The 25,812-nt window shown below is 70.9% G+C and carries 23 protein-coding genes; 19 read left to right on the forward strand and 4 right to left on the reverse strand.

Annotation, left to right across the window (positions count from 1 at the left end):
• Positions 1-7: 7 nt before the first annotated feature.
• Positions 8-1,003 carry a LacI family DNA-binding transcriptional regulator gene (locus HUW46_RS37040; protein ID WP_215543363.1) on the reverse strand — a complete coding sequence of 332 codons (996 nt, stop codon included), beginning with the start codon at positions 1,001-1,003 and terminating at the stop codon, positions 8-10.
• A 185-nt stretch (positions 1,004-1,188) separates the two neighbouring features.
• On the opposite strand from HUW46_RS37040, the gene HUW46_RS37045 reads away from it, so the two are divergent.
• Positions 1,189-2,964 (forward strand): hypothetical protein, encoded by a 1,776-nt coding sequence (locus HUW46_RS37045; RefSeq protein WP_254125266.1) that lies wholly within the window; start codon positions 1,189-1,191, stop codon positions 2,962-2,964.
• A 3-nt stretch (positions 2,965-2,967) separates the two neighbouring features.
• Here the strand turns inward: HUW46_RS37045 and HUW46_RS37050 are convergent, their stop codons facing one another.
• Complete coding sequence (locus HUW46_RS37050) at positions 2,968-3,387, reverse strand: MarR family winged helix-turn-helix transcriptional regulator (RefSeq protein ID WP_215543364.1); 420 nt, start codon at positions 3,385-3,387, stop codon at positions 2,968-2,970.
• A gap of 90 nt (positions 3,388-3,477) precedes the next feature.
• Here HUW46_RS37050 and HUW46_RS37055 point away from each other — a divergent pair, with 90 nt between their 5' ends.
• From HUW46_RS37055 to HUW46_RS37105, 11 genes are all read left to right on the forward strand, one after another.
• Positions 3,478-4,545 (forward strand): substrate-binding domain-containing protein, encoded by a 1,068-nt coding sequence (locus HUW46_RS37055; RefSeq protein ID WP_254125268.1) that lies wholly within the window; start codon positions 3,478-3,480, stop codon positions 4,543-4,545.
• 301 nt (positions 4,546-4,846) lie between these two features.
• The gene (locus HUW46_RS37060; RefSeq protein ID WP_215543365.1) at positions 4,847-5,464 is read left to right on the forward strand and encodes an AmiS/UreI family transporter; all 618 of its coding nucleotides are present in this window, start codon (positions 4,847-4,849) and stop codon (positions 5,462-5,464) included.
• Between the two features lie 27 nt (positions 5,465-5,491).
• Positions 5,492-6,529: an aliphatic amidase gene (locus tag HUW46_RS37065; protein ID WP_215543366.1), complete on the forward strand. Its 1,038-nt coding sequence runs from the start codon at positions 5,492-5,494 to the stop codon at positions 6,527-6,529.
• An 11-nt stretch (positions 6,530-6,540) separates the two neighbouring features.
• A complete protein-coding gene (locus tag HUW46_RS37070) occupies positions 6,541-7,638 on the forward strand; it encodes an AAA family ATPase (RefSeq protein WP_215543367.1) in 1,098 nt (365 codons plus the stop codon).
• Between the two features lie 84 nt (positions 7,639-7,722).
• Complete coding sequence (locus tag HUW46_RS37075) at positions 7,723-8,949, forward strand: RNA polymerase factor sigma-54 (RefSeq protein ID WP_215543368.1); 1,227 nt, start codon at positions 7,723-7,725, stop codon at positions 8,947-8,949.
• 159 nt (positions 8,950-9,108) lie between these two features.
• On the forward strand, positions 9,109-10,572 hold the full coding sequence (locus tag HUW46_RS37080; RefSeq protein ID WP_215543369.1) for a hypothetical protein: 1,464 nt from the start codon (positions 9,109-9,111) through the stop codon (positions 10,570-10,572).
• 1 nt (position 10,573) lies between these two features.
• Positions 10,574-11,881, forward strand: a complete 1,308-nt coding sequence (locus HUW46_RS37085) for a hypothetical protein (protein ID WP_215543370.1) — start codon at positions 10,574-10,576, stop codon at positions 11,879-11,881.
• A gap of 2 nt (positions 11,882-11,883) precedes the next feature.
• The gene (locus HUW46_RS37090; protein ID WP_215543371.1) at positions 11,884-13,752 is read left to right on the forward strand and encodes a hypothetical protein; all 1,869 of its coding nucleotides are present in this window, start codon (positions 11,884-11,886) and stop codon (positions 13,750-13,752) included.
• Between the two features lie 12 nt (positions 13,753-13,764).
• On the forward strand, positions 13,765-14,844 hold the full coding sequence (locus HUW46_RS37095) for an aminotransferase class I/II-fold pyridoxal phosphate-dependent enzyme (RefSeq protein WP_215543372.1): 1,080 nt from the start codon (positions 13,765-13,767) through the stop codon (positions 14,842-14,844).
• Positions 14,837-15,661 carry an amidohydrolase family protein gene (locus HUW46_RS37100; RefSeq protein WP_215543373.1) on the forward strand — a complete coding sequence of 275 codons (825 nt, stop codon included), beginning with the start codon at positions 14,837-14,839 and terminating at the stop codon, positions 15,659-15,661. The genes HUW46_RS37095 and HUW46_RS37100 overlap by 8 nt, the downstream gene beginning before the upstream one ends.
• A gap of 140 nt (positions 15,662-15,801) precedes the next feature.
• Positions 15,802-16,134, forward strand: a complete 333-nt coding sequence (locus tag HUW46_RS37105) for a hypothetical protein (protein WP_215543374.1) — start codon at positions 15,802-15,804, stop codon at positions 16,132-16,134.
• Here HUW46_RS37105 and HUW46_RS37110 read toward each other — a convergent pair.
• Both HUW46_RS37110 and HUW46_RS37115 read right to left on the reverse strand, forming a co-directional pair.
• Complete coding sequence (locus HUW46_RS37110) at positions 16,113-17,483, reverse strand: sigma 54-interacting transcriptional regulator (protein ID WP_215543375.1); 1,371 nt, start codon at positions 17,481-17,483, stop codon at positions 16,113-16,115. The genes HUW46_RS37105 and HUW46_RS37110 overlap by 22 nt on opposite strands.
• Positions 17,484-17,725: 242 nt before the next feature.
• The gene (locus tag HUW46_RS37115; protein WP_215543376.1) at positions 17,726-18,274 is read right to left on the reverse strand and encodes a snapalysin family zinc-dependent metalloprotease; all 549 of its coding nucleotides are present in this window, start codon (positions 18,272-18,274) and stop codon (positions 17,726-17,728) included.
• Between the two features lie 387 nt (positions 18,275-18,661).
• Here HUW46_RS37115 and HUW46_RS37120 point away from each other — a divergent pair, with 387 nt between their 5' ends.
• The 7 genes from HUW46_RS37120 to HUW46_RS48825 all read left to right on the forward strand — a co-directional run bounded on the left by HUW46_RS37120 (position 18,662) and on the right by HUW46_RS48825 (position 25,721).
• A complete protein-coding gene (locus HUW46_RS37120) occupies positions 18,662-21,055 on the forward strand; it encodes a cation-translocating P-type ATPase (protein ID WP_215543377.1) in 2,394 nt (797 codons plus the stop codon).
• Between the two features lie 20 nt (positions 21,056-21,075).
• Positions 21,076-21,993 (forward strand): LLM class flavin-dependent oxidoreductase, encoded by a 918-nt coding sequence (locus HUW46_RS37125; RefSeq protein WP_215543378.1) that lies wholly within the window; start codon positions 21,076-21,078, stop codon positions 21,991-21,993.
• Between the two features lie 147 nt (positions 21,994-22,140).
• Entirely contained in the window at positions 22,141-22,815 is a 675-nt protein-coding gene (locus tag HUW46_RS37130; protein ID WP_215543379.1) for a cutinase family protein, read from the forward strand.
• Between the two features lie 147 nt (positions 22,816-22,962).
• Positions 22,963-23,766, forward strand: a complete 804-nt coding sequence (locus HUW46_RS37135; protein WP_215543380.1) for a S1 family peptidase — start codon at positions 22,963-22,965, stop codon at positions 23,764-23,766.
• 140 nt (positions 23,767-23,906) lie between these two features.
• Positions 23,907-24,779, forward strand: a complete 873-nt coding sequence (locus HUW46_RS37140) for an ion transporter (protein ID WP_215543381.1) — start codon at positions 23,907-23,909, stop codon at positions 24,777-24,779.
• Positions 24,776-25,447 carry a DNA alkylation repair protein gene (locus tag HUW46_RS37145; protein ID WP_215543382.1) on the forward strand — a complete coding sequence of 224 codons (672 nt, stop codon included), beginning with the start codon at positions 24,776-24,778 and terminating at the stop codon, positions 25,445-25,447. Before HUW46_RS37140 ends, HUW46_RS37145 begins: the two co-directional genes overlap by 4 nt.
• A 7-nt stretch (positions 25,448-25,454) precedes the next feature.
• A complete protein-coding gene (locus HUW46_RS48825) occupies positions 25,455-25,721 on the forward strand; it encodes a helix-turn-helix domain-containing protein (protein WP_215550347.1) in 267 nt (88 codons plus the stop codon).
• Positions 25,722-25,812 lie beyond the last annotated feature (91 nt).

The raw sequence follows: 25,812 nt of genomic DNA on the forward strand, positions 1-25,812 counted from the left end.
CCGCGGCTCACCGGGTGGTGGACCGCCGCTCGACGAGGCCGATGGGCAGCGAGCGCTCGGTCCCCTCCGGTGCCTTCCCGGCGAGGATGTCGAACAGCAGCTGGGCGCACGCCGCGCCCGCCGCGCGCGGGTGCAGGTCGATGGCGGTGATCGGCGGATCGCTGTGCTGCAACGGGACGCTGTCCACGCACGCGGCCAGCAGGAGGTCGCCGCCGACCTCGCGGCCCGCTTCGCGCAGCACGGGCAGCGCGGCGACCGCGGAGCCGTCCGGCGCGCAGACCAGCGCGTCGAGGGCGGGATCGTCGGCCAGCAGAGCGCGCACGTTGTCGCGCACCACCTCCGCCGACGACCCGAACACCTGCTCCCGCAACAGCACCGGCAGACCCTCCGCCTCGCACCAGGCGCGGAACGTCTGCTGCAGGCGCTTTCCCCAGTCGGTGGTCGAACTGGACGCGAGCAGCGCCGGGCGCCGCGCGCCCGCCGAACGCAGGTGGGCCAGCAGCCGTTCGAGCATCCCGGAGTGGTCCGACCGGACGACACCGGAGGGCACGGCCTCGCCGGTGAACCGCTCGCAGGTCACCGTGGGCACCGCCGCGCCGAGCAGGCCGCGGACCACCGGATCGGTTTCCAGGGGGTCGCCGAGGACCACCCCGTCCACCCGGTGGAAGGCGCCGGGCGACGGCACGTGCTTCGAGGTGATCAGCGTGACGTCGTAGTTCATTTCGGCGGCCTGGTCGACCACGCCGAACACGAACGACATGTAGTACTCGGACCGGGTCAGGATCTCCGGCACGTGCAGGCCGATCGCACCGGTGCTCGCCCGGCGAAGCGATTGCGCCGAGGCGTTGGGGGAGTAGCCGAGGCGGGTCGCCATGCTGGTGACCAGCTGCCTCGTCCGCTCGGACACCCGGCCGGAGTTGCGCAGCGCGTCGGACGCCGTCGTCTTCGACACGCCCGCGGCCTTCGCCACCTCGACCAGTGTGACCGGCCCATCTGTACGCACCCCAGCACGATAGCCGACGGGCGCCGCCGTCAAACTGTTGGTCAATTTCCAAGTCGGCGAAAGAATGCCTCGCGCATCCCGTTCTTCGCCGTGCTGTATAGGCTTTACCCGAAGCGGTGCGAGGATCGCGCGACGGAAAGTCGCCCGGCGCGCCGCTGCTGCTGGGGAGCAAATTGGGGACGCCGATGGCGACAACCGGTTTTGACACGACGGTCCGCGTTCCGGCTGCCGGGACACTGCCGCCGGAGGGGCCGCGAAGACGCACGCGCGCGCTGCTGCACGCCGCGTGGATCGGCGCGCTCGCGCTGGCCGCGGGCCTGCGCGTGGGCAGGTTCGGGTTCCACCCGTCGGACCAGGGGTTCATCCTCGCGCAGAGCTGGCGGGTGCTGCACGGCGAAATCCCGCACACCGACATCATTTCCGCGCGCCCGCTCGGATCCGCCGTGCTGCACGTGCTGGACTTCGCGATCCCGGCACCGTTGTTCGTGTCCTCGTCGGTGCTCGCCATGGCCGAGATCAGCATCGGCACCGTCGCGCTCGCCGTGCTCGTCACGCGCAAGCCGCTGCTGACCTGGGGGCCTGGGCTCACCGCGCTGGTGGCCGCGGCGGCGTTGCTCAACCTCAACTCGTTCCCGCTGATGGCATGGCACACGATCGACGGGATCGCGCTGACCGCGGTGGGCGCGTGGGCGCTCGATTCGGGGCTCCGCTCCGGCAGTCCGCTCGCGCGCCGGGCCGGGCTGGTGCTGCTCGGGATGGCGCCGCTGGTGAAGCAGAGCTTCGCGCCCGCCGCCGTGCTCGGGCTGGCGTGGCTGGCGATGCACCCGTCGACGCGACGGCCGGTGCGGTGGCCACGGCTGCTCGTGGACCTTTGCTGCCTCGCGGCGTGCGGCGCGGTCTACGCCGGGGTGGTGACCTTGGACGGCGGCTTCGCGACGATGGTCGATCAGCTGACCGGTGGCCTGCCCGCGTACGCCGAGCGCCTGTTGACGTTCTGGGACGGCGCGTCGATCCGGTTCGTGTGGCCGGTCCTCGCCGTCGGTCTCGCGGTGCTCGGGGTGGCGCTGGCTCGCCGCGGCGGCGATCGTTTTCGGGTGCTGCACGGCGTTTTCCTGCTCGCGGGCGCGGCCGTCGTGGCGCGCGTGGTCGTGCGCGGGGGTTTCTCCGCCGAACTGCGGTGGGCGGACCTCCTGTGGTGGGCCGCGCTCGCGGCGGTGCTGCTCGCGGGTGTGGTGCTGCACCGCCCGCCGTGGCCCGCGTTGCTGGTGCCCGCGCTCGGCCTGATGATCAGTCTTTCCTGGGGCCAGGACACGCCGACACTGCTCGCGGGCAGCCTCGCGCTGACCGTGGTCGTGGTGCTCGCCGACGGCATGCCTGCCGTGCCATGGCGAAGACGGGTGCGGCTCGTCGCCGCTAGCGCGCTCGGTCTCGCGGCGGTGGTGGCCGCGGGTGCGTTCGTCGTCGTGAAACACGACGAGCGCGCCTATCTTGATGTTTCCCATGACCGGCTGACCGAGGATCTCGGCACGCTGACACCCGCGATGGCCGGGGTCCGGACCAATCCGAGCACCTACGCCTACCTTGCCCAGATCGGAGACTGCGTGCGGAGGTTCCCCGCGGCCGAGGTCGCGGTGCTGGCGAACAACCCCTTCGCGTATCCCGCGTTCGGCCTGCGCAACCCGTTCCCGCTGGAATGGCCGCTGCCGCTGGAAATCATCGCCGACGCGCCGCAGCGCATGCTCGACACCGCGGAACGGCTGAATACGCGCGGCGACTACCTCGTGCTGTTCCAGACCGTCGACCCCGACGTGCTCGCCAAGGCCGGGCCGGTGCCCGCGACGGTGCCGCCGGACGCGCCGATCATCGACTACCTCGGTGTGGTGACCGGGATCCGCGATGCCCTGCACGGGCAGCCGGTGACGTGCGGGAGCTTCGTCGGCAGGTGGGAGCCGCGGCGCTGATCCTCAGCGTTCGGCGAGCTCGTCGAGCAGGGTCAGCGCGGCCTGGGGATCGCTGGTCCGGTCGAGCAGTTCCCGTTCGACCTGCCGGACCTTGCCCGCGACGCGCTTGTGCAGCGCCCTGCCGCGGGGACTGAGGTACACGCGCACGCGGCGCCGGTCGGTCGGGTCGACCTCGCGGTACACCATCGCGGTGGTGACCAGCTTGTCGACGACCCTGGTCAGGGTGGGGCCGGTGGCCATCGTGCGCTCGGCCAGATCGGCCATCGCGAGCCCGCGCTGCCGGGACAGCGCGTCGAGGGCCAGCCACTGGTCCAGCGTCAGGTCCTCGGTTTCGAGCGTGCGCGCGATCCGGGTGGTCACCGCACGGGTGGCCCTGGTCAGCGCCGTGCTCAGGGACTCGGTGCCGACCGTTCGCTCGAGCATCCCCGCCGTCCCTCCCTCTTGCGCAAAAGTGGGTCGATTGTAAAACTTCCACCTGAAACAAAGTCAACCCGACCCGCTCGCGGAGCCCCCATGACCGTTGGCGCTCGTCACCGCGACACCTGGCGCGTGGCGATGGTGATCCCGCTGCAGGGGCCCGCCGGGCTGTTCGGGCCGTCCTGCGAAGCGATCGCCGAACTGGCCGCGCGCGAGCTGAACGACGAAGGCGGTATCCTCGGCAGGGAGGTCACCTTCGAGGTGGTCGACGGCGGCGCCGAGCCTGGCCGCGTCGCGGGGGAGCTGGCCGATCTGGTCGCCACGGGCGCGGTGGACGCGGTCAGCGGCTGGCACATCTCGTCGGTCCGCAACGCGCTGGCGCCGGTGCTCGCCGATCGCGTTCCCTACGCCTACACCTCGTTGTACGAAGGAGGGGAACGGCGTCCCGGCATCTTCTGCACGGGGGAAACCCCGCGCCAGCAGATCGCGCCCGCGTTGCGCTGGCTGCGGGACAACCTCGGCGCGCGCCGGTGGTTCGTGGTCGGCGACGACTACGTCTGGCCGCGCGCCTCGGCGGCTGCCGTGCGCGAGTTCGCCCGCGAGCTGGGGCTGAGCATCGAGGGTGAGGCGTTCGCCGGTCTCGGCGGCGGTGACATGGCGAGACTGGTCGGCAGGGTCGAGGCGGCGCGCTGCGACGGCGTGCTGATGCTGCTGGTCGGTCAGGACGCGGTCGAGTTCAACCGGCGGTTCGCCGCGCACGGCCTGCACGAGCGGATGGTGCGGTTCAGCCCGCTGATGGAGGAGAACATGCTCCTCGCCAGCGGCAGCGCCGCGACCCGCAACCTGTTCGTCTCCGCCGCGTACTTCCGGTCACTGGTCAACGCCGACGCGCTCGACCTCCTCGGCCGCTACGTCGGCCTGCACGGCGCGGACGCGCCCGCGCTGAACAACGCGGCGGAATCCTGTTACGAAGGACTGCACACACTGGCGAACCTGGTGCGCCGCGCGGGAAGCGCGGCGCTGCCGGAGCTGAACGCGGCCGCCGACGGCGCCGCCTACCACGGCCCGAGGGGCACGGTGGAGTTCCGCGACAGCCAAGCAGGCCAGGAAGTCCACCTAGCCGTCGCGGATGGCTACGACTTCGACGTCATCACCCGCCTCTAAGGAGTGTTTGACAGTGGTCGGTTTGCGTGGCGGTGCGGGTGGCGGAACCTCAGAAGCCTTCTCGCTCCGGGATCTCCAACTCATGAATGCCAATTCACCACGTTGGAGCTGTCCTCGCGAGAAGACTTCTGAGAACCCGCGGCGGTGCCGGTTGCTTGCCCACTCAAGCGGCTCCGCCGCTTACGAAAACACGGTCTGAACCGAAACCCGGTACGGGTCGGCACTTGACGGCGGCGCCGTCCGCACATATTTTCACTTGAAATTATTTCAGGCGGAGGTGTGACGGAGACGGAGGAGAGTCATGGCCAACGTCGGTCTGCTCTACGTCGGTGCGGTGCTGCTGGTCAACGGGTTGATGCTGCTCGGCAGAGTGCCCGCGAAATCGGCGGCCGTGCTGAACCTGTTCGTCGGCGGCCTGCAGTGCGTGACCCCGACCGTGCTGATCATCCAGGCGAGTGGTGACGCTGACGGGATCCTCGCCGCGTCCGGGCTGTACCTGTTCGGGTTCACCTACCTCTACGTCGGGATCGTCAACCTCGCCGGGCTCGAACCCGAGGGCATCGGCTGGTTTTCGTGCTTCGTGGCCGTCGCCGCCGTCGTCTACGCCGGGATTTCCTTCTGGCACAACGGAGATCCGGTGTTCGGCGTGATCTGGCTGAGCTGGGCGCTGCTGTGGACGCTGTTCTTCCTGGTGCTCGGCCTCGGCATCGAGCGGCTGACCCGGTTCACCGGCTGGGTCACCGCGCTGCTGAGCATGCCGACCTGCGCGGTGCCCGCCTTCCTCGGCCTGACCGGTGGTTACCGCAGCGACGGCGGGCTCGCCGCGCTCGCCGCCGTGGTGGGCGTGGCACTCGTCGGGCTCGCCGCGCTGCTCGCCACCAGGGGCCGCCGCGCCGCGCGCGTGCCGGTTCCCGCCTGATTTTTCCCCAACCGTAAGGAGAACGCGATGCGACACGGTGACATTTCGGCCAGTCCCGACACGGTCGGGGTGGCGGTGGTCAACTACAAGATGCCGCGCCTGCACACGAAGGACGAGGTGCTCGACAACGCCCGCAAGATCGCCGACATGGTGGTGGGCATGAAGACCGGGCTGCCGGGCATGGACCTGGTGGTGTTCCCGGAGTACTCGACGCAGGGGATCATGTACGACCCCGAAGAGATGTTCGCGACCGCCGCCACCATCCCCGGCGACGAAACCGCGATCTTCTCCGCAGCCTGCCGCGAGGCGAACACGTGGGGCGTCTTCTCGATCACCGGCGAGCAGCACGAGGACCACCCGAACAAGCCGCCGTACAACACGCTCGTGCTGATCGACAACCACGGCGAGATCGTGCAGAAGTACCGCAAGATCCTGCCGTGGTGCCCGATCGAGGGCTGGTACCCCGGTGACACGACCTACGTCAGCGACGGCCCGAAGGGCATGAAGATCTCGCTGATCATCTGCGACGACGGCAACTACCCCGAGATCTGGCGCGACTGCGCGATGAAGGGCGCGGAGCTGATCGTCCGGTGCCAGGGCTACATGTACCCGGCGAAGGACCAGCAGGTGCTGATGGCCAAGTCGATGGCGTGGGCCAACAACTGCTACGTCGCGGTCGCGAACGCGGCCGGGTTCGACGGCGTCTACTCCTACTTCGGGCACTCCTCGATCATCGGGTTCGACGGCCGCACGCTCGGCGAAACGGGTGAAGAGGAGTACGGCATCCAGTACGCCCAGCTGTCGCTGTCGGCGATCAGGGACGCGCGCGAGTACGACCAGTCGCAGAACCACCTGTTCAAGCTGCTGCACCGCGGGTACTCCGGCGTACACGCGGCGGGTGACGGGGACAAGGGCGTCGCGGACTGCCCCTTCGAGTTCTACAAGCTCTGGGTCACCGACGCGGAAAAGGCGCGGGAGAACGTCGAGGCGCTCACCCGTGACACCGTCGGCGTCGCCGACTGCCAGGTCGGCGACCTGCCCGCCGAGAAGACGATGCGGGCCTGAGGGGGCAGGGCGTGCCGTTCCTGACCGACATGTACCACGAGCAGAACCGGCGCGCGGACGGCGAACCGGTGGCCGCCAAGGGCGCTGACGCCAAGCGGCCACCGGGGTCGTTCGACCCGGGGACGCTCGCGTCGACGCTGGGCGCGAAGGTGCTCGGCCAGGACGCCGCCGTGGAAGCGGTGGTGCGGGCGGTCACGCTCGCCACCGCCGGTGCGGCCGACCCCTACCGGCCGCTGGCGAACCTGCTGCTGGTCGGGCCGACCGGGGTCGGCAAGACCGAGCTGGTCCGCCAGGTGGCGGCGGAACTCCGCGCGGGGCCCGATGATCTGTGCCGGGTCGACATGAACTCGTTGGCACAGGAGCACTACGCGGCTTCGTTCACCGGCGCACCACCGGGTTACGCGGGCAGTAAGGAGGCGTTCACCGTCTTCGACCGGTCCACAGTGGAGGGTGACGCGTACCGGCCGGGGATCGTGCTGTTCGACGAGGTGGAGAAGGCGCATCCGACGGTGCTGCGCGCCTTGCTGCACGTGCTGGACAACGGCACGCTCCGGCTCGCGAACGGGACGGAGAGCATCTCGTTCCGCAACACCTTCGTGTTCCTCACTTCCAACCTCGGCAGCACCGAGCTCGCGAAGCGGCGCGGCGCGGGATGGCGCAGGGTCACCGATCGGATCGGCCGCCGGGCGGGCGCGGTGGCGGCCAAGGTGACCGCGCGCGGTCACCACGCGGTCGTCACCGGTGCCCTGCGCGACTTCTTCGACGCGGAGTTCCTCAACCGGATCGACGAGACCGTGGTGTTCTCGGAGTTCGACGCGGCCACCGCCGAGCGGGTCGCCGATCTCCAGGTGGACCAGCTGCGGCAGCGGCTCGCGCGCCGCTCGGTGCACCTCGAGGTCGACCGGTCGGTGCGCGCGCTGCTGGCCGAGGTCGGGTTCGACCCGGTCTACGGCGCGCGCGGGCTGGGCCGATCGGTGCGCACGGTGCTCGCCTCCCCGGTGGCCGAAGCGGTCGTGCGCGCTCGCCCCGCCGGGCGCGAACCGCTGCACCTGGTGGCTACGGCGATCGGGGGCTCGGTCGTGGTCGAGCCGTCGGAACCGGAGCGCTGACACCCTGACGGCGTAGCGCGGCGCAAACAGATACCCGCGTCCGGCGGTGCTGGTGGCCCGCGCGCCGGGGTCACCATGGCTGGCGTGTTCCCGGCGCCCGAGCTGGCCGCGGTGGCGCAACCGCGGATGGAGCACCGGGTGAGCCCGGTGCGGATCCTCCTCGGCGAGCTGCTGGTGCTCCCCGCCGCGGATCTGGACCGGCGCGTCGAGGCGGAGCTGGACGCGAACCCGGCACTGGAACGCCAGCCGGTGCCGTCCTGCCCGTCGTGCGGCAGGCCGTTGTGGCGGCGGCCGTGCGTGCACTGCGCGCGCGAGGGGTTCCGGGACCGGGTCGATCCGTCCGCCGGGCTCGCCGCCGGCGACGACGCGAGGCAGCGGCTGCTGAGCGACTCGGCCGCGGGGCTCGACCCCGCCGGGCGGGCCATCGCCGCCGCGCTGCTCGACGAAGTGGACGAGTACGGCGTGCTGCCGGAAACCGTCACCGCGATCGCGGGCAGGCTACGCGTGCGGCCGGACGCGCTGAAGCGGGTCATCGCGGTGCTGCGCGAGAACTGCCCCGGTGTCTGCGCGGTCAGCCTCGCCGAACGGGTGCGGCTGGAGGTCGAGGCGATCGCCCGCGTCGAACCGGTGCCGTCGTCGGTGTGGCGGCTCGTGGTCGATCCGCGCACGGCTGATCCCGCCGCGCAGGCGTGGATGCGCGCGCACGTCCGCGCCGAGCTGTTCGGGGCGGCGCGGACCGAGGTCGCGGTACCGCCGGTGGACCTCATCGTGTCCGTGCGGGAGGGGCGGCTCGTGGTGTCCACCGTCCCCGGCCCGTGGTCCGCGTTGCGGGTCGCCGACTCCTACCACGCGGTCGCGGCCGATCCGGCCGTGCGCGCGGAAGTCGAGCGCGCGGAACGATTCCTGGCCGCGATGGGCAGGCGCGAACGGGCGCTGTGGCGGGTCGCGGTCGCCGTGGTCGACGGGCAGCGGGAACGCGTGCTGCACGGGCCGAGGGCGCACCGCCGGTTGACGCGGTTCGAGGTGGCCACCTGGCTCGGCGTGCACGAGTCGACGGTGGGCAGGGTGGTGTCGGGCAAGCACCTGCTGCTGCCGACGGGGGAGACCGTGGCGTTCGAGAGCCTGTTCGGCGGCGCGCGCGGGGTCAAGGAGTGCTTGCGGGACCTGGCTTCCGGCGGTGGCATGACCGACAGCGCGCTGCGCGCCGCGCTCGCCGAACGCGGTCACGTCGTTTCCCGCCGTACCGTGGCGAAGTACCGCGCCGCGCTGGGCCTGCCGTCCTCGCGCGGTACCGACGCCAGGCGGAACTGACCCGAACCCTTTTTCGCCGCGTTCGCCCGTCCGCGAAGCGCTTTTCGTCCGTTCGCGGTCGCGGACCTCGCTGACCTCGTCTTTCGCCACCGTCGCCGAATGGCACGGAACTTGCCGGTGGGTGGTCATCCACGGAAGTCCCCTGGCGAGGAGATCACGATGCACGATCTGGACCGCGCGATGTTCGAGACCGGTGAGACCGCGCACGAGGGCGCGGTCGCCACGGAGAGCCGGGAACACCAGGAATTCCTCGAGGTGCTCGGCGAGTTCGCCGGGCACGACTCCGAAGCGGAAAGCGGCGAAGCCGAGCACGAGTACGCGAGCGAGCTGCTGGAGGTGCAGGACGAGGCGGAGCTGGACCGGTTCCTCGGCGGGTTGATGCGCCGCGCCGCGCGCGGTGTCTCCGGGTTCGCCAAGTCGAGCACCGGCAAGGCGCTCGGCGGAATCCTCAAGAAGGCGGCGGGGCAGGCGCTGCCGGTGGTGGGGCGCGCGATCGGCGCCAAGATCAATCCACGGTACGCGGGGCACGGAGCACGCGCGGGCAAGGCGCTCGGCACCCTGTTCGGGCTCGAGCTCGAAGGTCTGTCCAATGAGGACGCCGAGTTCGAAACCGCGCGCGCGTTCGTCCGGTTCGCCGACGCCGCCGCGAAACTTGCCAGCCAGGCGCCGGAAGGCACACCACCGGAAGCCGCGGCGACCGCGGCGGCGATCTCGGCCGCCCGTCGGCACGCGCCCGGCCTCGACATTCGCGCACTGCTCCGCTCGGCGGGCAGGCGGTTCCGTGGACAGCGCGGGAGACAGCCGCACGGCAGCAGGCCGCGCGGCGGGAGCGACGGAGGGTACGCACCGATGAACACCTTGGGAGAGCAGGAATGGGAAGCCGGGTACGAGTACTCCGGTGAGGCAGAGGGCGAAGCCTTCCTCGACGAGATCCTGTCCGGTGAGAGCGGCGAATACGAAGGGGAGTCACCGTTCTCCGCGGAGCAGGAAAACCAGCTCGCGGAAGAACTGCTCGAAGTCACCAACGAGGAAGAGCTGGAAGAATTCCTCGGAAAGGTGTTCCGCGGTGCCGCGAAGGCGGCGCGCGGGTTCATCAAGTCACCGGTGGGGAAGGCGCTGGGCGGTGCGCTCAAAGGGGTCGCCAAGCGGGCGCTGCCGATCGCGGGCGGCGCGCTCGGCAACTTCGTGCTGCCGGGGATCGGCGGGGCGATCGGGTCGAAGCTCGGGTCCTTCGCCGCGGGCCTGTTCGAGCTGGAGCTCGAAGGCCTCGACGAGCAGGAAGCCGAGTTCGAGATCGCGCGCCGGTACGTGCGCTTCGCCGGTGCGGCGGCCAGGAACGCCGCGCGCGCACCGAGGTCCGCTTCGCCCGCGACCGTGACGCGAGGCGCGTTGACCGCGGCCGCCCGCGCACACGCGCCGGGCATGCTGCGCCCGCCGGGCCAGCCCCCCTCGCGTCGCGGGCCGCGGCGCCCGCACCGCGGCGGTCCCGGCTACTACGGCGTGTTCGACGTGAGCGGCGCCGATCAGCAAGGCGGCAACGGGGACGGCGGTGACGAGGGCGAACCGCCCGAGCAGGGCCGCTGGGTGCGGCACGGTCGCAAGATCGTCCTCCACGGCGCCTGAGATGTCGTCCCCCGCCGCGTTCCTGCGCCAGGAAGCCGCCGCCATGCTGACCCGGCTGGACCGGGTGCGGCCGTTCGTCGTGCACGAGACGATGGTCGCCGCCGCGGCACCGGCTCCGGCCGCGATGTCGGCGGTGGAACGGCTCCTTCTCGACGGCCGTGGCGCGCTGCGCACCGGTATCGGGGCGTTCGTCGACTGGCTCACCGGGCCCGGCGCCACCGCGCCCGCGCACGAGCAGCAGCGCAGGTTCACCGTGCTCAGACTGGCGTTCAACGACATCCTGTCGCAGTTCGACCTGTTCACCGAGGCGATGACGCAGCGGAGCGAGCACGAGACCGGGGTGTGGCTGTCCGGGCTCGACATGCTGGCGGCGGACGCGTTGCGGCTGGCCCGCACCGAGTTCGCGGCGCCGCCGGTGCTGTGCTACCTCGCCCGGGGGCCGGGCGCGGCGATCCGGCGCGCCCGCACCAGGCTGCCCGGCGGGGCGGCGAACCCGGTCGCGTTGATCAGGGTCCCGCGCGAGCGCATGGTCGGGCACGGCATCGCGTCCTCGCTCGTGCACGAAGTGGGGCACCAGGCGGCGGCGCTGCTCGGGCTGGTGGACTCGTTGCGGGGCGAGCTGGACGGGAGGATCGCTCGCGAGGGTCCAGCCGCGCGCGAGGTGTGGAACGCTTGGCGTACCTGGGTTTCCGAGATCGTCGCCGATCTCTGGTCCGTCGCGAAGCTCGGTGTCTGCGCCACGCTGGGCCTGATCGGCGTGGTGAGCCTGCCGAGGCGGTTCGTGTTCCGGCCGGGCGGGACGGACCCGCATCCCGTGCCGTGGCTGCGGGTCCAGCTCAGCTGCGCGCTGGGCCGCGCGCTCTACCCCGACCCGCAGTGGGACGCGCTCGCCGGCCTGTGGACGCGGCTCTACCCGCCGGAGCTGATCCCGGAACCGCTCGCGCGGACCTACGCCACGTTGTCCCGCAGCGCGCCCGCCGTGGCGGACGCGTTGCTGGCGCACTGCCCGCCCGCGCTCGGCGGCGAGTCGCTCGGCGCGGCGGTGCGCGTGCCGAGCAGGGCGCCGGAGAAGCTGCTCGACCGCTTCGACCGGTGGCGCGCGCGGCCTGCCGGGCTCGTCGAAGCCGCGCCGACGCTGGCCTTCGCGGTGATCGGGCAGGCGAGATCGGCGGGGCTGATCACGCCGTCGCACGAGGCCCGCCTGCTCAGCGATCTGCTCACGGGGTGGGCCGTGCGCAGCTCCCTCGACACCTCCGTGTTGTGCGCCAAGGCATCCAGCCCACCCGTACCCCTTCTGATGAGGAGTTAGTCGTGACCGAATTCAAGATCCACGCGGAGCCGACCGAGACGGTGCAGCCCGGCACCGTGGTCCGTTTCGAGTCCACTGTAGACAACGTGACCGATCCGGCGGTGCTGGACGGGGACTTCCGGTTCACCTGGCGCGTGATCGGGCCGTTTTCCAACGACCGCGAGGACTTCGCGGCCGCCTCGCGGTTCGACTTCGACACCCAGGGCAAGGCACCCGGTGCCTACACCGTGGTCGGCGAACTGGTGCCGCGGCCGAAGCCGACGCCGGTCGCCGAACAGGGAGACCCCGCGGAGGAACCGCTGGCGGAGGGCCTGAAGACCGGTTCGCAGGAGCTCGACGCGAAGGTGGCCGTCCCGCCACCGGTCACCTCGAACCGCTGGACCGTGGTCATCCAGAACGCGGGGCCGCTGACCAGGGAGGGCAACCTGCCGGTCAGCCTGCAGCGCACCCAGGTCGCCGACACCACCGACCAGCTGCTGTGGACGCTGATCCGAAACCGCACCACGGCGATCTCGTTCCGCCGGTACCAGGCGTTCATCGACGGCGTGATGTGCGCGGCGAAGGACGTGCGCCGCAACCCGCGCGGCAACGACCGGCAGCTGCGGTTCACCGGCACGCAGGCCTACGACGTGCTCAAGCAGGCCACCGACGCGTTCCTGATGCAGGAGTGCGGTGTGGTGGACGCGCGCGACAACTGCGTGCAGCCCTCGGCGTTCCTCGACCCGGACCTGATGGAGCGGGAACTGGCCGATCCGGTGTTCGCCAAGGGTTTCTTGACCGAGGAGGCGCGCCGGTACGGGCGGCCCGGCACGGACGTCACCCTCGACGAGCTCAAGGATCTGCGCAAGGCCTACTACGAGCAGCTCGTCAACGAGAACGTCGCGGTGCTGCCGTACCTGAAGCTGATCAGGGACCGGTTGTCCGACATCCCGCTCAAACCCGCTGTGGAACTGCCGGACCCCAACTGCTACGGCATCCTGCGCAGCAGGCTGACCGGGCCGGTGGCGATGGAGCTGATCTGGCCGTACTGGCACGAGGAGGGCATGCTCGCGCAGACGCTCAACGCCATCCTCGCGCGGTTCCAGAACCGGGGCACCGGCGACAACGGGAGGCGCGATCCGCTCACCCGGTTCACCCTCGACCCGTTGCGCCCGCTCGCGAACCTCTTCTGGGGCTGGGCGGAGGACGAGTACCGCAGGCTCAGCGTCCGGCGGCGGGCCGCGGAGTACGGCCAGGAGTACGGCCTGGCCCTGCTCGGCAGGGCGCTGCCCGTCCAGCACCTCGCCGACACCAGGTCGACCTTCCTCGAGTCCTTCCACACCTTGCTGAACAGCTCGTACCTGTTCTTCAAGGAGGACGACGACACCACGGTGATCGCGGACGGCTTCCCGTTGCTCAACGCGCTGCGCGAGACGCACCTGATCCTCGCGGAGGGCGCGAACAACCAGTACGGCGACCTGCCGTCCGCGGCGCGTTCGGAGTTCATGGTCATGCAGTGGCTGCTGTCCAGGCCCGAAATGCGCGAGTTCCTCGGCGGCCGCGTGATGGTGCCGTACGAGGAGGCGTGGATGGACCGGGTCGACAGCATGAAGCAGATCCAGGGCTGGACCGACGTGAGCGTCACGCACTTCCGCGATCTCGGGGTGTTCGGGGAGCAGATCCTGCTTTCGGTGCGCTACGGCAACTGGAGCGTCGTCAACGACCCGCAGCAGGCGGCGAACTGGGCGCGCTACTGGCGTCCGGAGCTGCAGCGGTTCACCCACGCCTACCGGGCGGCCACCGGTGTCGACCTCACCGAGCGGGTCGACGTCACGATGCCGGGCGAGCTGCTCAAGAAACGCCTCATGACGAGGCGGCAAGGCGTGCGGTGAGCGGCGCCGGGAATGGATTTCACCTCGTCGCTGTACCTGGGCATGCGCCATCCGAGCGGGGAACTGCCGGGCTGGACGGCGGTGACCACCGGGCGGCCCGCGGCACTGGGCATCCCGCGGGCCGCCGTGGCGGTGGGGTCGAGGCTGGCCGCGCTGCAGGGGACCGAGCGGGCGCTGCTGACCCGGTCGACCCTGCACGCGTTCTCCGACTGCCTCGACGCGCTCGCCCGCCCCGGTACCGCGATCGTGCTCGACGGCGGTGCCTATCCGATCGCCCGCTGGGCCGTGCAGCGGGCGATCGGCACCGGGTGCCCCGTCGTCGTGGTGCGCCACCACGACCCGGTGGAGCTCGCGGGCGCGCTGCGGCGGATCTCCGCGCGCGGACTGCGCCCGCTCGTCGTCGCCGACGGCCTGTGCGGCGGCTGCGGACGGCGTTTTCCCTTGGCAACGGCCGATTCCGCGCTGCGCTCGGGCGAGGGCCTGCTGCTGCTCGACGACACCCAGGCGCTCGGCCTGCACGGTGCGCGGCCCCGCGCGGCGCACCCGTTCGGCTCGGGCGGGGGAGGTTCGCTGCGGCGGTCGGGCCTGGCCATGGCGCCCCGGATCGTGCTGGTCGCCTCGATGGCCAAGGCCTTCGGGGCGCCGGTGGCCGCGATCTCCGGCCCGGCGGCCCTGCTCGCGAAGATCTGGGCCGAGGGCGGCAGCGTCACGCATTCCAGCCCGCCGTCGGCGGCGGACATCCGCGCCGCCGCCCGCGCGCTGGACCGCAACGAAACCGAGGGCGACGGTCTGCGCGCTCGCCTCGCCGCGCGGATCAGGCAACTGCGCGACCGGTGCGCGGCACGGGGTCCTCGTCTGCGCGGCGGCCTGTTCCCGGTCCAGCGGACGCCCGTGGTGAGCGTGGCCGAAGGCCGCCGAATGCTCGAAACCCTGGACAGGGCGGGGATTCGCGCGGTGCTGACCCGCGACTGCGGCGGCCGCAGGGTGCTCGCGCTGGTGGTCACCGCGGCGCATTCACCGTCGGCGGTGCGCGCCGCGGCGGACGCGGTGACCGGCGCCTGGTTCGCGAACGTGGAGGAGTGCCATGTCTGACCGCACGCTTGTCGTCGACTGCCACTGCCACGCCGGTCGTGGCGACGGGCTCACCGGGCCGTGGGACACCTCGGCCCCGCTGGACGCCTACCTGCGCCGCGCCCGCGCGGCCGGGATCGACGCCACCGTCCTGTTCGCGCCGTTCTGCTCGGACTACGCGGCGGCGAACCGGGTGATCGGCGAGCTCGTCGCACGGCACCCCGACCGGTTCCTCGGCTTCGCCTTCGTGCACCCCGGCCGGGACCGCGGCCGGGTCGCGGCCATGGTCGAAGAGGCCGTGCGGGATCTCGGCCTGTGCGGGATCAAGGCGCACCGCCACGACGGCAGGCTGACCAGGGAGGTGTGCGCGGCGGCGCGGCGGTGGCGGCTGCCGGTGCTCTACGACGTGATGGGCGACGTCGCGCCGGTCGAACTGTTCGCGGCCGAGTACCCCGACGTGCCCTTCGTCATCCCGCACCTGGGCAGCTTCGCCGACGACTGGGCCGCGCAGCGCGCGTTCCTGGACGTGCTCGCGCGGCACCGCAACGTCTACACCGACACCTCGGGCGTGCGGCGGTTCGACCTGCTCGTCGAAGCGGTGCGGCGGGCTGGACCGCACAAGGTGCTGTTCGGCTCGGACGGCCCGTGGCTGCACCCTGGCCTGGAACTGGCGAAGGTGCGGGCGCTCGGCCTCGACGAGGACGCGGCCGCGCGCGTGCTCGGCGGGAACCTGCTGAAACTCCTTTGCCGGGTGCGGAAATCCCCGTCGGACGCCGTTGTCCCGGAAGGCGGCGAACCACCGCGCCCCGCCGATCCGTGGCACCCCGTGCCGCCCTAAGAGGCAGATTCCGCAACCCGTTGGACGAACCGTTCGCCCGCATTCCCCGTGGTCCGAAAGGAATACGGTTCCGTGGCGTCTCGAAGGGGACGCTGCGGCTATTCACAGTGGCCGCACCGGGTTTGCACGAAGGGGGCACCATGCGAAAGATCATTCGAAGGGTCGGCGGTGCGGTCGCCGCGACCGCGGTGGCCGGCGGCGTCACGGTCGCGGCCGCGTTGCCCGCACAGGCCAGCGAGGTCACGCCGATCTACGGAATGACCTGCGACAAGGGCTACACCTCCAGCTACCAGGCATGGGCGGTGTGCTGGGCGCCTGGCCCGGCGAAGTGGAAGCTGCGCGTCGACTGCTCGTTCGGCGGGACCTACGACACGATTTGGTACTACCCGCCGGAAAAGGAGTGGTTCCGGGTCGACCACCCGACGAGCTGCAACTTCGGCGTCAACGGCGTCTACATCGTCGAGGGGACCTGACCCGCGCGCCACAGCTGGAGCTTCCGCACGGTGACGCCGAGCCGCCGGGACGCGTCGGTGAGGTTGCCGCTCGCGGCGTCGATCGCCAGCCGCACCGCGGTGTCGGAGGCGGCGTCGCGGATCTCGCGGTAGCCGTCACCGGCGGCCAGCGCGGCGCTCACCGCGCGGCTCATCAGCTCCGCCACCGCGCCGTTCCCCGTTCCGTCCACAGTGGAGGTTCCGGGCCATTCCTCCTCCGGCAGGTCGCCTGGGGTGACCACGTGCGGGCCGACGTGCCGGGTGGCGACGCGGATCGCGAGCTGCCGCAGATCGCGGACGTTTCCGGGGTAGTCGCGGTGCCGGAGCAGGTCTTCGACGGCGGGATCGACGTCCATCTCGGCGCCGACGGCTTCGGAGAGGAAGTGCCGGAACAGCGGGAGCACGTCACCCGGCCGTTCGCGCAACGGCGGCAGCCGCAGCACGTTCGCCGCGATCCGGTGGTAGAGGTCGAGCCGGAACCGGCCTGCCCCGACCTCGGCGAGCAGGTCGCGGTTCGTCGCGCACACCAGCCGGAACCGGGTGCTGCGCCAGGTGTCCCCGCCGACCCGCTTGTACGTCCCCTCCTGGATCACGCGCAGCAGTTCGGCTTGCATCGACGGGGGCAGTTCGCCCACTTCGTCGAGGAACAGCGTGCCGCGGTCGGCGGCGGCGAAGGCGCCGTCGCGCGCACTGGTCGCGCCGGTGAACGCGCCCCGCTCGTGCCCGAAGAACTCGCTCCCGGACAGCGTCGGCACGATCGTCGTGCAGTCGGCCAGTATCAGGTCGCCCTTGCCGGAACGGGCGTCGAGGTGGTGCACGAGCCTGGCGAGCAGTTCCTTCCCGGTGCCGCTTTCGCCGGTGAGCAACAGCGCCGAGCCGGTGAACCTGGCCGTTTCCACCACCCTGCGCAGCAGCGCGAGCCAGGCGGGGCTCCGCCCGATCAGCTGGCGGCGGACGACCGGCCCATCTACGAGCCGGTCTATCTGGCGCCACCGGTCGAGGCGCGCCACGATCGATTCGCCCGCGCTGCCGTCCGGCGTCCACCGCACCACGTCGGCCACACCTCCCGCCAGCAGCGACCAGATCACCTTGCCCGGCGTGGTGCACTCGCACACCGCGAGCACCCGTCCCACGCCGGTCGACGGCGGTGGCACCGGCGCCAGCTGGAGGTCGCTCGCATCCCGTGCCACGCACAGCATCGGCAGCGCGGGGTCGAGTTCCTCGGCTACCCGCACGCCGCGTCCGGTCAGCTCGGTGTGCACGCGTTCGGCGAGTGCGGCGTTCCCCGCGCCGTCGAAGTGGATCGCGCAGACCGGCCCGCCCTCACCCACGATGCCAAAAAGTCATCGCCGTTCTCCCCTCGGCCCCACAGCAGCACTCCAGCCTGACAGGACGACGAGGGCGGGCGACAGGGTCTTGTTTCCCTATTCCTCGGTCGGGGGCGGCGCATCGGGGGAGCGGCCGTCGGGGGCAGGGGAGACCGCCGAACGGCGGCACGCGGAGTCCATCGTGGACATGGGACTCCGCGGCCCGCGCCGGAGGGGGAGAGCGCGGGCCGCGGAGGCGTCCGGGGTCAGTAGCCCCGGATCACAATGGTGCGGTCGAGTTCCGCCTTGGAGACGCCGTTGCGGAAGTTGGCGTCCGCCCTTGCCTTCTCATTGGCGTTCGGGTAGCTGTTCGTGCAGCTCGGGCCGGGGCCGCCACCGGACATCAGCTCGGAGCAGGGGCCGCTGTAGTGGTCGGGCAGCCCGAGGTCGTGGCCCGTCTCGTGGGCGGCGACCCGCACGTGGTCGTACTGCCCCATCTGGCGGATGTCGAGGTAGATGTTCCCGGTGCCGTGCCCGTTGCCGGTGTAGTACGAGCCGCCGGAGTAGTTGCCCTGGTGGTAGGTCAGGTTCGCCCGTCCGGTGGTCTCCTGGAACTTGACGTTCCGTAGCGTGCCCCAGCGCGAAACGCCGGTGCGGATGGCCGAAGCGTAGTTCGGCGCCGCGGAGAGGTTGTAGGTGATGGTCGTCGCGTTGATCGCGGGCGCGGCGTCGGCGACACCCGCACCGACGAACACGGTGGGGAGTGCGACGGCTGACGCGATACCGGCGGCCGAGACGAATTTGCGCAGGGACATACTCGGGTTCCTTTACTGGAAACCATTCGCGTCAGTGGACGCGAACGTGCGGGGTTTCGGGGAACGAGCGGGAAAACTGCGGATTCCGCACCAGGAGCGCATTGCTGTGCCGGGGCGCGCCTCCTGGCGAGATTAGTTTTAGCACGTTGTGTCCGAATCGACACCCTACGAAAGTGGGGTGCGATTGACCGTGAATACGCGGTTGTGGCAACCGGGTCACCGATGGCGTCGGCTCGGGCTACTTCCGGTTGCCGGACGAGGTCAACCCTGCGGGCCAGGGCCGACGAGCCGGTCCGCGCTCCGGCGAGTGGTTCAGCCGAAAGACTGGCCGAGGATTCGACCATGGGGTGATGTGTCCGGTATGCCTGGCCGCCTAGAGTTCGGCACATGCCCAGCGAGCAGCATGTCCTCCCGGCCGATGTCCTGCGCGGACTGACCGCGGCGGAGGTCGCCGAGCGGACCGCCGCCGGCCGGACCAACGACGTCAGTACCAAGGCCAGCCGGACCACCGGCGAGATCATCCGCGCCAACGTGTTCACCCGGATCAACGCGATCTACGGGGTGCTGTTCGCGATCATCGTGTCCACCGGGTACCTGGTGGACGGCCTGTTCGGCGGGCTGATCATCGTGAACAGCGCGATCGGCATGATCCAGGAGCTGCGCGCCAAGCGGACCCTCGAACAGCTCGCCATCGTCGGGCAGGCGCGTCCCCGGGTCCGCCGCGACGGGGAGAGCAAGGAGATCGACCCCGCGGAGGTCGTCCTCGACGACGTCGTCGAACTGGGTAGCGGCGACAAGGTCGTGGTGGACGGCGAAGTGCTCGCGGGCGAAGCGCTCGAGATCGACGAGTCGCTGCTGACCGGTGAGTCCGACCCGGTCGTCAAGCGGCCGGGCGACGAGGTGATGTCGGGCAGCTTCGTGGTCGCGGGCTCGGGCGCGTTCCGCGCCACGAAGGTCGGGAAGGACGCCTACGCGGCACGGCTCGCCGAGGAGGCGAGCAAGTTCACGCTGGTGAAATCCGAGCTGCGGGCCGGTATCGACAAGATCCTCAAGTTCATCACCTACCTGCTGGTCCCGGCTGGCGCGCTGACGATCTACAACCAGCTCGCCGGTGACCAGGCGCTGCCGGACGCGTTGCGCGGCATGGTCGCCGCGCTGGTGCCGATGGTGCCGGAGGGCCTGGTGCTGATGACCAGCGTCGCGTTCGCGGTCGGGGTCATCCGGCTCGGCAAGCGCCAGTGCCTCGTGCAGGAGCTGCCCGCGATCGAAGGCCTCGCCAGGGTCGACGTGGTGTGCGCGGACAAGACCGGCACGCTCACCGAGAACGCGATGCGGATGGGGGAGGTGCGGGAGCTCGGCGTGGACGGGGTGCCGGTGTCCGTGGCGTTGGCGGCGCTCGCCCGTGCCGAAGCGCGCCCGAACGCGAGCATGCAGGCGATCGGCGAGGCGTTCCCCGACGATCCCGGCTGGCGAAGTGACGCGGTGATGCCGTTCTCCTCGGCGCGCAAGTGGAGCGGGGCGAGTTTCGACGGCCACGGGAACTGGGTGCTCGGCGCGCCGGACGTGCTGCTCGACGCCGAGCACCCCGAGCGCGCGGAGGCCGAGCGCATCGGCGCGCAGGGCCTGCGGGTGCTGCTGCTCGGCCAGGCGGAGCGCAAGGTCGACGCGCCGGACGGGCTCGGTGCGGTGACCGCGCTGGCGCTGGTGGTGCTGGAGCAGAAGATCCGCCCCGACGCCAAGGACACTTTGGACTACTTCGCGCACCAGTCGGTGACGGTGAAGGTGATCTCGGGGGACAACGCGGTCTCGGTCGGCGCGGTCGCGGGCAAGCTCGACCTGCCCGGCGCGCAGGACCCGGTCGACGCGCGCCGCCTCCCCGAACAGTCGCACGAGCTCGCGGACGTGGTGGAGGGCTCCGCGGTGTTCGGGCGCGTCACCCCGGCGCAGAAGCGCGCGATGGTCGGCGCGCTGCAGTCGAAGGGGCACACCGTCGCGATGACCGGCGACGGCGTCAACGACGTGCTCGCGCTCAAGGACGCCGACATCGGGGTCGCGATGGGCGCGGGCAGCCCGGCGACCCGTGCGGTGGCGCAGATCGTGTTGCTGGACAACAAGTTCGCGACCCTGCCGCACGTCGTCGGCGAGGGCCGCCGCGTGATCGGCAACATCGAACGCGTCTCGAACCTGTTCCTCACCAAGACCGTGTACTCGGTGCTGCTCGCGCTGGCGGTGGGGATCGCGCAGGTGCCCTACCCGTTCCTGCCGCGGCACGTGACGATCACCGCCTGGTTCACCATCGGCCTCCCCGCCTTCGTGCTTTCCTTGGCGCCGAACAACGAACGCGCCCGCTCCGGCTTCGTCGGTCGCGTGATGCGGGCCGCGCTGCCCGCGGGCATCGTGATCGCGGCGGCGACCTTCGTGTCGTACCTGTTGGTGTACCAGGGTTCCGCGGCGTCCGAATTGGACAAGGAACAGGCGGGCACCACCGCGCTGATCACACTGATCTCGATCGCGCTGTGGGTGCTCGCGATCATCGCGCGGCCCTACGCGTGGTGGAAGATCGGCCTCATCGCGGGCATGGTGGCGCTGACGCTGGCGATGTTCCTCATCCCGTTCACCCAGGAGTTCTTCCTGCTCGACCCCAGCAACCTCGGCTACACCGGTATCGCGTTCGCCTGCGGTGCCGTCGGCATCGTGCTCGTCGAAGCCGCGTGGTGGATCAACCGCGCCGTCCTCGCCCGCCGCGCCGGACAGGGCTCGGAGATCACCCACATGGGCTGATCGGGTCGTAGGGTTGGCGCATGCGCTTTTCGATCTCCATTCCCCAGTTCCACGCCGACGGTGAGTTCGACTCCGACGCCCTGCGCGAGCACCTGCGTCGGGCGGAGGAGCTGGGCTTCGAGGGCGGCTGGACGCAGGAGCAGGTACTCGGCACCAAACCGCACCTCGGCGCGATCGAGACGCTGGCGTTCGCGGCCGCCTGCACGACGACGTTGCGGCTCGGGTGCTCGGTGTTCGTGCTCCCGTTGCGCAACCCGGTGCACCTCGCGAAGAGCATGGCGACGCTGGACCAGATGAGCGGCGGCCGGATCGAGGTCGGCCTCGGCGCGGGTGGGCGGAACCGGGACTTCGCCGCGTTCGGGCTCACCCCGGATGGCCTGGTCACCCGGTTCACCGAAGGGCTCGAGGTGATGCGGGCGCTGTGGGCGGAGCCGAGCGTCACCATCGACGGCCGGTTCTGGCAGCTCGACGGCGCCTCGATGGAACCGAAGCCGGTGCAGAAGCCGTCGCCGCCGGTGTGGATCGGGGGCAGCGCGCCCGCGGCGCTCCGGCGCGCGGCGCGGCTCGCTGACGGGTTCTTCGGCGCCGGGTCCACCACCACGGCGAACTTCGTCGGCCAGGTCGAGGCGGTGCGCGCGGAACTCGAGGCGCAGGACAGGGACCCGGCCGGGTTCCAGATCGCCAAGCGCGTCTACGTCGCGGTCGACGACGACGCCGCTCGCGCGGGCGAGCGGATGTCGCGGGCGTTGCGGGAGCTGTACGGGCCCTTCGCCGACGCGATCGGGAACGTGGCCGTCACCGGCACCCCCGACGACTGCGTGCGCGGGATCCGCGAGATCGTGGACGCCGGGGCGGAAATGGTGCTGTGCACGCCGATGTTCGACGAGCGGGAGCAGATGGAACGCCTGGCGGCCGAGGTCCTGCCGCACCTGGGCTGAGGCGGAGCGGGAGACGGACGCCCGCGGGATACGCAATTCCACCGATGTGACCGGTGCGTGGCCGGGCACATACTTCCGGTCACCGCCGAGCTGACGGGCGGTGTCTGTTCGCAACGACGCGAAGTCCGCAGAAAAAGGTGATCCCGCATGCGCTCCACCCGACCCTCTTCCCGCACGCCGAAACGAGTGGCGGCCGAACTGCTCGCCGCGACGATCGCGCTCGCCGGGGCGTCCGTCGTGATGGCGGCCCCCGCCGCTGGCGCCGCGAGCTGTTCCGACGTCGACGTCGTCGTCGCCAGGGGCACCGGCGAGCCGGGTGCGCTCGGCGTGATCGTCGGCGACCCGGTCTTCTCCGCGGTGCGCGGCAAGCTCGAAGGGAAGTCCGTGAGCAGTTACGCCGTCGACTACCCGGCGAGCCTGGCGACCGACTCGGCCTCGAAGGGGAACAAGGACCTCGTGGAGCACGTGACCAACCAGGCCGCCGCCTGCCCTGGGCAGCGGTTCGTGCTGATCGGCTATTCGCAGGGCGCGAACGTGGTGGGCAACTCGGTGGGCGTGAGCAGCGAAGGCGCCGTCGTCGGCGGGCCGATCGTCGCGACCATCCCCGCAGACCTCGGGTCGAAGGTCGCCGCGCTCGTGGTGTTCGGGGCGCCGATCGCCAAGCGCGGCGAGCACATCACCGGCGAGTACGGCGATCGCACCAAGGAGTTCTGCGCGAAGGGCGACGTGATCTGCGAGCCGGGCGGCGGCACCATGTTCCCGCATCTCGGTTACGGCCGTAACGCGGGCGAGGCCGCGGAGTTCGTCGCGGGCAAGGTCTGAGCCGCGGACAGTCCGGTTCATAACGGACCATCTCGGTTCCCGGTGAATTAGTTGCGTAGACCTACGGGCCGCCGCCCCGATTGTTCGCGAAACCGCGCTGGGCTTGATTTGGTGCGTCCAGTCCCCGCGAGTTTCGGAGTCTTCGCGATGCGCAAACCCACAATCCGGACGTTGATCCCAGCGGCGTGCTGCCTGGCGCTGGCCGCGGGGGCGATCGCCACCGCCCCGGCGACCGCGCTCGGCTCACCGGGACCGTCGACCATCCACGCGGTGCCCGGCGCCGCGGACCCGTCGACCCCGCCGTCGGCGTCGCCGAACATGGTCGGCGGGCACAAGGTGACCGAGGACGTCCCGTTCATCGCCGCCCTGCACGGCAAGGAGGACGGGAAGTTCCACTGCACGGCGTCGATCATCGCGCCGCAGTGGATCCTCACCGCGAAGCACTGCGTGTCCGACGGTGCGGCCAAGACCTTCCGCATCGGGTCCCTGACCAGGTCCAGCGGCGGCCAGACCGCCGACAGCGCGGACATCCAGACCGCGCCCGGTGCCGACGACGCGGCGCTGGTGAAACTGGCCAAGGAGGTCAAGATCAGCCAGTACGCCAAGGTCGGCGACGTGGGCGAGGCCAAGGTCGGGGTCGCCGAGCACGTGTTCGGCTGGGGCTACGAGAACCCCGACTGGACGAACCTGCCGGAGAACCTCAAGACCTCCAGCGGCGAGGTCAAGGAGACCGGCTGCGGCCAGGGCTTCGGCGACGCGTTCTGCATCCACAACGACGGCGAGACCTCCGGCGGCGACTCCGGCGGGCCCGCGATCGACGACGCGACCGGGAACGTCATCGGGGTCTGCTCGTTCGGCCACAAACCCACCCAGGGTGACGGTTTCGGCGGCTACCAGACCGTGGTGAGCCAGGAGGTCCGCGACTGGATCAAGCAGACCGCCGGGGTCTGACCGGGAAGGGGACCGATCGCGGCCACCCGGTGCCACGGGTGGCCGCGATCGCCGTGCCACGGCGTGACGTTCCGGCCGGGCGCCCCCGTTCGTGCCATCATCGAGCCCGATCACCGCAGGCGCGATTGGGAGGCCCACCGATGGCCACGACCGGGGCATCCGGCGAACGGGGAACCGGCGAGCCCGAGCTGAACACCGGAATCCTGCCGGGGAACGTGCACGCCGACGACTGGGTCATGCTGGCGCTCGCCGTGGTTTCGGTCGGGCTGCTCGGGTTCATGGCGTTCAGCCCGTCGGCGCGCGACACCGGGTTGTGGATCTTCTACGCCGACAGCGCGGTCTGCGCGCTGTTCCTCGCCGAATTCGCTTGGCGCTGGCGGAAACGGCGCTGGGACATGCGGTTCCTCGTCCGGAACTGGTACGAGCTGTTCGCGATGATCCCGGTCGCCCATCCCGGCCTCGCCGGGCACCAGTTCCTCCTGGTCGTCCTGCTCCTGGTGCGGATCGGGCGCGCGGCCGATCGCGCGGTCGGCGAGCAGTTCACCTACCGGCTCGTCGACAAATTGTCCGAGCCGATCGTGCGCGCGATCAAGAAACCGGTCACCATCGCCGTGCTCGACGAGGTGGTCAAGGTGCTCGAAACCGGGAACTACCCGGAGAACCTGGCGAGATCGCTCACCGCGAACCAGGACGAGCTGCGCGCGATCATCAGCGAAAAGCTCAGCGAGGACCGCCAGCTCGGCAAGCTCAGGCACATCCCGTTCCACGACGAGATCGTCCGCGGGGTCGTGGACACCTCGTTCCGCGTGGTGCTGGAGGTGCTCCAGGACCCGCGCATCGACGACTTCTTCTCGGCCGTGGTCAGGGACAACCGGCTGCAGATCAGGCAGGCGGTGGAACTCGGCCTCAACGAGGAGAACGCGGACGACGGCGACGGGAAACTGCCGACCCGCCCTCAGCGCGCCGCAGCGCGCGAATTCGACGAACGCCACGAGGAGAGGAGGCCGAGGTGACCGACACGGCGGTGGCCGAGGTGCTGGCCGAGCTGGCCGCGCTCGACGACCCGAAGGTGCGCGAGGCGAACGAGAAGCGCGGTGACGATCACGGTGTGAACCTCGGCAAGCTGCGCGCGGTGGCGAAGCGGCTGAAGACGCAGCAGGACCTCGCCCGCGAGCTCTGGGCGACCGGCGACACCGCGGCGCGTTTGCTGGCGACCCTGATCTGCCGTCCGAAGGCGTTCGAACGCGACGAGCTGGACGCCATGGTGCGCGACGCGCGGGCCCCCAAGGTGCACGACTGGCTCGTGAACTACGTGGTGAAGAAGAGCCCGCACGTCGAAGAGCTGCGCGTGGCGTGGTCCGCCGATCCGGAGCCGGTGGTCGCGAGCGCCGGATGGGCGCTGACCACCGAACGCGTGGCGAAGAAGCCCGACGGCCTCGATCTCGCGGCGCTGCTGGACGTCATCGAGGCGGAGCTGAAGGACGCCCCGGACCGTCTGCAGTGGGCGATGAACCACTGCCTGGCGCAGATCGGGATCGACCACGCCGAGCACCGCGCCCGCGCGATCGACATCGGCGAGCGCCTCGAAGTCCTCAAGGACTACCCGACCCCGCCGAACTGCACGTCCCCGTTCGCGCCGATCTGGATCACCGAACTGGTGCGCAGGCAGGAGGCAGGCTAGCCACCTCCTGGAAGCCGTTGCGCGCCATGACTTCCAGGAGGCGCGGGCGCTATCCGGCTTCGCCGCGGCGTACGCGGAGCTGGCCGAACACGGCTACGGCGCGTTCAGCCTCGACCCCGTCGCCGAACGCGCGCGCACCGGCAAGAGCTCGATGTACAAGCGCTGGCCGACCCGGCCGGAGATCGTGATGGCCGCGGTGCTGCGCGAACTCCCCAGCGGCACGGACGTTCCCGACATCGTCGACTCCGCGGTGCTTCCGCTCGTGGTGCGCTGAGGCGCGGACGAACGTGTGCTCGGCCGTTCGGCCGAGGCACATCGGGGGGTCGTCCGCTCTTCCTCGATCAAGTGGTCTAGACCTCCAGTGT

It is taken from the genome of Amycolatopsis sp. CA-230715 (genome assembly GCF_018736145.1).
Taxonomy (GTDB): Bacteria; Actinomycetota; Actinomycetes; order Mycobacteriales; family Pseudonocardiaceae; genus Amycolatopsis.

Coding starts and splice junctions, on each gene's coding strand:
- HUW46_RS37055 (WP_254125268.1), top strand. CDS start 3,478: ATGACCGTTGGCGCTCGTCACCGCGACACCTGGCGCGTGGCGATGGTG.
- HUW46_RS37115 (WP_215543376.1), bottom strand. CDS start 18,274: ATGTCCCTGCGCAAATTCGTCTCGGCCGCCGGTATCGCGTCAGCCGTC.
- HUW46_RS37120 (WP_215543377.1), top strand. CDS start 18,662: ATGCCCAGCGAGCAGCATGTCCTCCCGGCCGATGTCCTGCGCGGACTG.
- HUW46_RS37100 (WP_215543373.1), top strand. CDS start 14,837: ATGTCTGACCGCACGCTTGTCGTCGACTGCCACTGCCACGCCGGTCGT.
- HUW46_RS37065 (WP_215543366.1), top strand. CDS start 5,492: ATGCGACACGGTGACATTTCGGCCAGTCCCGACACGGTCGGGGTGGCG.
- HUW46_RS37050 (WP_215543364.1), bottom strand. CDS start 3,387: ATGCTCGAGCGAACGGTCGGCACCGAGTCCCTGAGCACGGCGCTGACC.
- HUW46_RS37105 (WP_215543374.1), top strand. CDS start 15,802: ATGCGAAAGATCATTCGAAGGGTCGGCGGTGCGGTCGCCGCGACCGCG.
- HUW46_RS37085 (WP_215543370.1), top strand. CDS start 10,574: ATGTCGTCCCCCGCCGCGTTCCTGCGCCAGGAAGCCGCCGCCATGCTG.
- HUW46_RS37140 (WP_215543381.1), top strand. CDS start 23,907: ATGGCCACGACCGGGGCATCCGGCGAACGGGGAACCGGCGAGCCCGAG.
- HUW46_RS37060 (WP_215543365.1), top strand. CDS start 4,847: ATGGCCAACGTCGGTCTGCTCTACGTCGGTGCGGTGCTGCTGGTCAAC.
- HUW46_RS37045 (WP_254125266.1), top strand. CDS start 1,189: ATGGCGACAACCGGTTTTGACACGACGGTCCGCGTTCCGGCTGCCGGG.
- HUW46_RS37095 (WP_215543372.1), top strand. CDS start 13,765: ATGGATTTCACCTCGTCGCTGTACCTGGGCATGCGCCATCCGAGCGGG.
- HUW46_RS37135 (WP_215543380.1), top strand. CDS start 22,963: ATGCGCAAACCCACAATCCGGACGTTGATCCCAGCGGCGTGCTGCCTG.
- HUW46_RS37125 (WP_215543378.1), top strand. CDS start 21,076: ATGCGCTTTTCGATCTCCATTCCCCAGTTCCACGCCGACGGTGAGTTC.
- HUW46_RS37080 (WP_215543369.1), top strand. CDS start 9,109: ATGCACGATCTGGACCGCGCGATGTTCGAGACCGGTGAGACCGCGCAC.
- HUW46_RS37130 (WP_215543379.1), top strand. CDS start 22,141: ATGCGCTCCACCCGACCCTCTTCCCGCACGCCGAAACGAGTGGCGGCC.